The following is a 263-nucleotide window of genomic DNA, read 5'->3' as shown; positions in this document are numbered from 1 at the left end:
GGTACAGATGGAACACCTGGCACGCCTGGTACTCCAGCTGGTTCGGTTGTTACAACAGTTGAAAATGCCTATGACTTTACCTTAACACTGGCTCCTACGGATATCGTCGTAGTAGGTGCTGATCCATTTAACGTTAAATTTACTGTAACAGGTAAAGGAAGTGGCGGAGCGGACGTTCCATACACTGGGCTTGATAAAGTTGCGTTATACGTGACCAGTCAATCAGCTAATGCTACTGACACTGGCGCACCAATGTTGTGGAC

Annotated in this window: 1 protein-coding gene; it reads left to right on the top strand. The window is 47.1% G+C overall.

The features are described 5' to 3' along the window. The coding region (locus AAEY79_RS15305; RefSeq protein ID WP_352289363.1) for a hypothetical protein at positions 1-263 on the top strand (263 nt) is incomplete at both ends.

This window comes from Psychrobacter sp. GW64-MNA-CIBAN-0177, from assembly GCF_040309585.1.
GTDB classification, from domain to species: domain Bacteria; phylum Pseudomonadota; class Gammaproteobacteria; order Pseudomonadales; family Moraxellaceae; genus Psychrobacter; species Psychrobacter okhotskensis.
Note: the sequence above shows the minus strand (reverse complement) of the source record. Positions and strands in the feature narration are given on the sequence as shown.